This is a genomic window from Streptomyces sp. MB09-02B (assembly GCF_033794485.1).
Lineage (GTDB): Bacteria > Actinomycetota > Actinomycetes > Streptomycetales > Streptomycetaceae > Streptomyces.
The window spans coordinates 1-6,985 of sequence record NZ_JARGEE010000439.1; the positions used below are offsets into that span (position 1 = coordinate 1).

Here is a 6,985-nt window from a genome sequence, read left to right on the forward strand (position 1 = left end):
GGATATCGGAACGGCCCCCAACGATCCCGGGGCCGTTCCGATATCCGAAGCGTCTTGTTGTTGTGCAAAACGTTTTGGATATCCAGCTTGTGCCGCATGAGCGACAGAACGTCCCCTTCCGTCACCCGCCACCCCCTCCTGGTGCGCGGCTGTGACGTGCTGCGCGTCCCCGTGGAGGGCGAGTGCGACGTCCTGCCCGGGCGGGACATCGTGGTCGCGGACGGCGTCATCGTGGACGTCCGGCCCACGGGAGCGGAGCGGCCGGAGGAGCCGGGCACCGAGGTGGTCGACGGGCGGGGGCTGCTGGCCCTGCCCGGGCTGGTGAACGCGCACACGCACAGCCCGATGGTGCTGATGCGGGGCGCGGCCGAGGACGTGACGGTCGAGGGGTGGTTCAACGACCGCGTCTGGCCGATGGAGTCCAATCCGACCGCCGAGGACGTGCGGGCCGGTGCGCTGCTGGCCTGTGCGGAGATGGTCCGGTCGGGCGTCACCACCTTCGCGGACCACTACTTCTTCCCCGGAGTCACCGAACTGCCCTGACGCGGGGACAGCCCTCCGGCGAAAATGCCTGAGTGCGCCCCGAACCTTCGCTGTACGTTGGGCGTCCATCCAGACACCCACGACGAGGCAACCCCACTGTGTTCCTGACGATCAGTACCACCGGCACCCCAGAGCGCCCCGCGACCGATCTCGGTTTCCTGCTGCACAAGCATCCCGACAAATCGCAGGCGTTCTCCACCTCCTACGGCACGGCGCACGTCCTCTACCCCGAGGCGGACGTCGAGCGGTGCACGGCCGCGCTGCTGCTGGAGGTGGACGCGGTGGCACTCGTCAGAAGGGGCAAGGGCAAGGGCCGCGGCGGGGCCCCCGACGCGGCGCTCGCCCAGTACGTCAACGACCGCCCGTACGCGGCCTCCTCCCTGCTCGCCGTCGCGCTGAACGACGTCTTCTCCAGTGCCGTGCGCGGCCAGTGCAAGGCCCGCCCCGACCTCCCGGCACAGGTCCGCCCGCTGCGCGTCGAGATACCGGCCCTGCCCGCCCGCGGCGGCCCCGACCTCGTCGCCGCGCTCTTCGCGCCGCTCGGCTGGACCGTCACCGCCGAGGAGGTGCCGCTGGACACCCAGTTCCCCGAGTGGGGTGCCTCCCGCTACGTGCGGCTCGTCCTGGAGTCGGAGTCGCTGACCCTCGCCGAGGCGCTGCGTCACCTGTACGTGCTGCTGCCGGTTCTCGACGACGCCAAGCACTACTGGGTGTCGTCCGACGAGGTCGACAAGCTGCTGCGCGTCGGCGAGGGCTGGCTCCCGGGCCACCCCGAGCACAAGCTGATCACCAGCCGCTACCTCTCCCGCCGCTGGTCGCTGACCCGGCAGGCCATGGAGCGCCTGGAACTCGTACGGCTGGCCGAGGCCGACGACAGCGAGGTCGAGGACATCGACAACGCCGTCGAGGAGCCAGCGGACGACGAGGCCGAGGAGAAGCCGACGCCGCTCGTCGTGCAGCGCCGGGACGCGATCATCGCCGCGCTCAAGGACTCCGGGGCCGCCCGCGTCCTCGACCTGGGCTGCGGCCAGGGCCAGTTGGTGCAGGCGCTGCTCAAGGACGTCCGCTTCACCGAGATCGTCGGGACGGACGTGTCGATGCGCGCGCTCACCATCGCCTCCCGCCGCCTCAAGCTCGACCGCATGGGCGAGCGCCAGGCCTCCCGCGTCCAGCTCTTCCAGAGCTCGCTCGCCTACACCGACAAACGACTCAAAGGCTACGACGCCGCCGTGCTCTCCGAGGTCATCGAACACCTCGACCTGCCCCGACTGCCGGCCCTGGAGTACGCGGTGTTCGGCTCGGCTCGCCCCCGCACCGTCCTCGTGACCACCCCGAACGTCGAGTACAACGTCCGCTGGGAGTCCCTCCCCGCCGGACACGCCCGGCACGGCGACCACCGCTTCGAGTGGACCCGTGAGGAGTTCCGCACCTGGGCGACCACGGTGGCCGAACGGCACGGCTACGACGTCGAGTTCGTCCCCATCGGGCCCGACGACCCGGAGGTGGGGCCGCCCACCCAGATGGGCGTGTTCCAGCAGCGCGACACCGACAGGACCGACGAGAAGGAGGCGAAGGCAGCATGAGCGAGACCACCCAGCAGACGGGCAAGGGGCGCACCCTGCCCGTCACCGACCTTTCCCTCGTCGTCCTGATCGGCGCCTCCGGCTCGGGCAAGTCCACGTTCGCCCGGCGCCACTTCAAGCCCACCGAGATCATCTCGTCCGACTTCTGCCGGGGCCTGGTCTCGGACGACGAGAACGACCAGAGCGCGACGAAGGACGCCTTCGACGTCCTCCACTACATCGCCGGCAAGCGCCTCGCGGCCGGCCGCCGCACCGTCGTCGACGCGACCAGCGTGCAGCAGGAGTCCCGCAGGCAGCTGATCGAACTGGCCCGCAAGCACGACGTGTTGCCGATCGCCATCGTGCTCGACGTACCTGAGGAGGTGTGCGCCGCGCGCAACGCGGCCCGCACCGACCGCGCCGACATGCCGCGCCGCGTCATCCAGCGCCACACCCGCGAACTCCGCCGCTCCCTCAGGCACCTGGAGCGCGAGGGCTTCCGCAAGGTGCACGTCCTGCGGGGCGTCGAGGAGATCGACCACGCGACGATCGTCACCGAGAAGCGCTTCAACGACCTCACCCACCTCACCGGCCCGTTCGACATCGTCGGCGACATCCACGGTTGCGCGAGCGAACTGGAGGCACTGCTCGGCAAGCTGGGCTACGTCGACGGCGTCCACCCGGACGGCCGGACGGCCGTCTTCGTCGGCGACCTCGTCGACCGGGGCCCGGACAGCCCGGGCGTGCTGCGCCGCGTGATGTCGATGGTCGGCTCCGGCAACGCGCTCTGCGTGCCCGGCAACCACGAGAACAAGTACGGCCGTTACCTGAAGGGCCGCAACGTCCAGCACACCCACGGACTCGCCGAGACCATCGAGCAGATGGAGGGCGAGAGCGAGGAGTTCAAGAAGCAGATACGCGAGTTCATCGACGGGCTCGTCAGCCACTACGTCCTCGACGGCGGCAAGCTGGTCGTCTGTCACGCCGGTCTGCCGGAGAAGTACCACGGCCGCACCTCCGGCCGGGTCCGCAGCCACGCCCTGTACGGCGACACCACCGGCGAGACCGACGAGTTCGGCCTGCCCGTGCGCTACCCGTGGGCGGAGGACTACCGGGGCCGCGCGGCCGTGGTCTACGGCCACACCCCGGTGCCCACCGCCACCTGGCTGAACAACACCATCTGCCTCGACACGGGCGCCGTCTTCGGCGGCAGGCTCACCGCGCTGCGCTGGCCGGAGCGCGAACTCGTCGACGTACCGGCCGAGAAGGTCTGGTACGAGCCGGCCAGGCCGCTGGCCTCCGAGGCGCCCGGCGGGCACGAGGGCCGGCCGCTGGACCTGGCGGACGTGCACGGCCGCCGGGTCGTCGAGACCCGGCATGCCGGCCGGGTGTCGGTCCGCGAGGAGAACGCGGCCGCCGCCCTGGAGGTCATGAGCCGCTTCGCGGTCGACCCGCGGCTGCTGCCGTACCTGCCGCCGACCATGGCGCCGACCGCGACCTCGCACGTCGAGGGCTACCTGGAGCACCCGGCGGAGGCGTTCGCGCAGTACAAGGAGGACGGTGTCGCGCGGGTCGTGTGCGAGGAGAAGCACATGGGGTCGCGGGCAGTCGTCCTGGTCTGCCGTGACGCGGACGCGGCCCGCGCCCGCTTCGGCGTCGAAGGGCCCACCGGCTCCCTCTACACCCGTACCGGCCGCCCGTTCTTCGACGACGAGGCGCGCACCGAGCTGGTCCTCGCCCGGATCCGCGAGGCCGTCACGTCGGCCGGCCTCTGGGACGAACTCGACACCGACTGGCTGCTGTTGGACGCCGAGCTGATGCCCTGGTCGCTGAAGGCGTCCGGGCTGCTGCGCACCCAGTACGCGGCCGTGGGCGCCGCCTCCGGCGCGGTGTTCCCGGGCGCGCTGTCCGCCCTGGAGGGCGCGGCGGCACGCGGCGTCGACGTGGGCGACCTGCTGGGCAGGCAGCGCGAGCGCGCCGCCGACGCGGCCGCGTTCACGGAGGCCTACCGGCGCTACTGCTGGCCCACCGAGGGCCTGGACGGCGTCCGGCTCGCCCCCTTCCAGATCCTCGCGGTCCAGGGCCGCAGCCTCGCCGCGCTCCCGCACGACGAGCAGTTGGCGCTCCTCGACCGGCTCGTCGAGTACGACGTCAGCGGCCTGCTGCAGACCACCCGGCGCCTCTTCGTCGACACCGGCGACGAGGCCTCGGTGCGCGCGGGCATCGACTGGTGGCTGGAGATGACCGGCCGGGGCGGAGAGGGCATGGTCGTCAAGCCGGTCGGGGCGGTCGTGCGCAGCACACAGGGACGGCTGGTCCAGCCGGGCATCAAGTGCCGGGGCCGGGAGTACCTGCGGATCATCTACGGCCCGGAGTACACCCGCCCGGAGAACCTCGCCCGGCTGCGCGGCCGGTTCCTCAACCACAAGCGGTCCCTCGCCCTGCGCGAGTACGCCCTGGGTCTGGAGGCCCTGGATCGGCTCGCCGAGGGGGAGCCGCTGTGGCGGGTGCACGAGGCGGTGTTCGGGGTACTGGCTCTGGAGTCGGAGCCGGTCGACCCCCGGCTGTGAGAGCGACGCCCGCCGCGGACGGACCCAGGGCCTGCCCGACAGGCCCTCGTCCGTGGCGGGCGGACCCGCGCCCGCGCCCGTGACATTGCGGCTGATAATGTCGCGAGCAGGCGTGGCCGTGTTCCGCGTTCGAGAGGTTCCGGCGGTGCTCGGGGGGACAGCGATCGCAGCCGATCGCAGGCGACCGCTGTCACCCGAGTCGGTCCCATCGGTCCCAGTCGAAGGTATGTGGGGTTTCCCATGCGTCGCACCACCACGCGGTTCGGAACGCGGTCCGCGGCCGGATCCGGAACGCGGTCCGGGCGAGAGCGATCGGTCCTCGACGCCGCGTACGACGAGTGCCGCCGCCTGGTCCGCACGACCCGGCCCACCGAGTACGCGCTGATGCAGCTGATGCCGCCGACGGTGCGCCCCGCCTGCTGGGCCCTGTACGCCGCCCTCGCCTCCGCCGACGACCTGCTCGACTCCACCGAGGGCACTCCGCAGGAGCGCAGCAGGCGGCTCCAGGAGTGGCGGACGGCGCTGGAGGCCGACCTCGCGAGCGGCGGCAGTGACGACCCGGTACGGCTCGCGCTGACCGACGCGGTCTGGCACTGGGGGCTCGACCCCGGGGATCTGCTGGGCGCCCTGGACGCCGTCCAGGGGGACGAGGCCCGCGAGGGCGTCGCGACCTGGCAGGAGTGGCGGGAGCGGGCCCACGCCCAGAACGTCAGCTGGCCCGAACAGCTGATGCGGATGCTGGTCCGCTCCGGACTGCCCGTCCCCGTCCGGCTCCGCGACCTCCCGGGCTTCACCCGGTTCGTGGACGGTCTGTTCCTCGCCGACATGCTCCGCGACCTCCCCGAGGACATCGACGCGGGGCAGGTGTGGTTCCCCGCCGAGGTCCTCGACCGCCACGGCGTGACCCGGGACGAGCTGATCTCCCGCGCGTGGACCCCGGCCGTACGGCGGCTGGTCGCGCATCTCGTCGACCAGGCCCGGCAGTGGCTGGAGAGTTCCCGCCGGGCGCTGCGGAACACGCTGCCGCTGGGCCCCGCCATCGTGCTCGACACCGCTGTCGAACTCTTCGGCGCGGAGCTGGACGCGATCGAGCGGTCCGGTTCGGCCGTCCTGCACCGGCCGGTACGCGTCCCCCGCCACACCGAGTGGCGGATCGTCGGCCCGGCCCGGGCACGGGCCGCGGTGGTGTGGCGGCTGACGCTGCCGCCCGGCAGGGACGAGACCCCGGTGCGCACGGCCGGGGGCGCGCCGACGCCCGGCGCCACCGACGACGGCTCGGCATCGCTCACGCTCACCGGCCCCGAACGGCTCGTCACACGCGTCGCCGAACCGCCGCTGCCGCCGCGCCCGCACCGCGACGGCGTCCGCCCGCCGGCCATAGCCGAGGCGCACCTGCCCCAGCACGTGGCGATCGTCATGGACGGCAACGGACGCTGGGCCACCGGCCTTGGGCTGCCCCGCGACGAGGGTCACCGGGCCGGAGCGGTTGCCCTGCGCGACGTCGTCCAGGGCGCGCTGGAGATCGGCCTCGCCCATCTGACGGTGTACGCCTTCTCCACCGAGAACTGGAAGCGGTCGCCCGACGAGGTCTCCAAGCTCTTCGCGATCATGCGCGCCGAGCTCCTCGACGGCGAACTGCTCGACCACGACGTACGCCTGCGCTGGGTGGGTTCCCCCGACGGCCTCCCGGAGGACGTGGTGGAGGTCCTCCGCGCCCAGGAGCACGCCACCCGCAACCGCACCGGCCTCACCCTCAACGTCTGTGTCAACTACGGCGGCCGGGCCGAACTCGCCCAGGCGGGCGCGGCGTTGGCCCGCGCCGCGCTCGCGGGGGAGGTCGATCCCGCCCGGGTCTCCGAACAGCTCTTCGCGGCGCACCTGCCGCACCACGCCCTGCCGGACGTGGACCTCCTCTGGCGCACCAGCGGCGAGATCCGCACCTCCAACTTCCTCCCCTGGCACGCCCACTACGCGGAACTCCACTTCACGGACCAGCCCTGGCCGGAGGTCGACCGCCGCGACCTGTGGGAGGCGGTGGTCGCCTACACCCACCGCAAACGCCGCAAGGGCGCGGCGTCGGTCTCCGCCGAGGGGACCGAGTAGCAACTCGGGCCCGCGGGTGCGTCGTCGGCTGCGGGTGCGTGGGGCTTCTCGCGCAGTTCCCCGCGCCCCTGAAAAGCAGGGGCTGCGCCCCGTGCTTTTCGCCCCGAAATGGCCGTAGGCCTTTCAGGGGCGCGGGGAACTGCGCGACCAGCCCCCACCGGACGGACGCCTGGGGGTCAAAGGGGCGCAGCCCCTTGGCGAGGATGG

The 6,985-nt window shown here is 72.4% G+C and carries 4 protein-coding genes; all 4 read left to right on the forward strand.

All coding sequences use genetic code 11. The features are described from left to right. Positions 1-96: 96 nt before the first annotated feature. On the forward strand, positions 97-543 hold the full coding sequence (locus P1P70_RS37190; RefSeq protein ID WP_413471636.1) for an amidohydrolase family protein: 447 nt from the start codon (positions 97-99) through the stop codon (positions 541-543). A gap of 98 nt (positions 544-641) precedes the next feature. Next, a complete protein-coding gene (locus P1P70_RS37195) occupies positions 642-2,126 on the forward strand; it encodes a 3' terminal RNA ribose 2'-O-methyltransferase Hen1 (protein ID WP_319245640.1) in 1,485 nt (494 codons plus the stop codon). Beyond that, a complete protein-coding gene (locus P1P70_RS37200) occupies positions 2,123-4,675 on the forward strand; it encodes a polynucleotide kinase-phosphatase (RefSeq protein ID WP_319245642.1) in 2,553 nt (850 codons plus the stop codon). Before P1P70_RS37195 ends, P1P70_RS37200 begins: the two co-directional genes overlap by 4 nt. Before the next feature lie 240 nt (positions 4,676-4,915). Beyond that, on the forward strand, positions 4,916-6,778 hold the full coding sequence (gene uppS / locus P1P70_RS37205) for a polyprenyl diphosphate synthase (RefSeq protein ID WP_319245644.1): 1,863 nt from the start codon (positions 4,916-4,918) through the stop codon (positions 6,776-6,778). The last annotated feature ends 207 nt before the right edge of the window (positions 6,779-6,985 follow it).

Excerpts from the sequence above, each read along its gene's own strand:
- P1P70_RS37190 (WP_413471636.1), top strand. The coding sequence starts at position 97 with ATGAGCGACAGAACGTCCCCTTCCGTCACCCGCCACCCCCTCCTGGTG.
- uppS (WP_319245644.1), top strand. The coding sequence starts at position 4,916 with ATGCGTCGCACCACCACGCGGTTCGGAACGCGGTCCGCGGCCGGATCC.
- P1P70_RS37200 (WP_319245642.1), top strand. The coding sequence starts at position 2,123 with ATGAGCGAGACCACCCAGCAGACGGGCAAGGGGCGCACCCTGCCCGTC.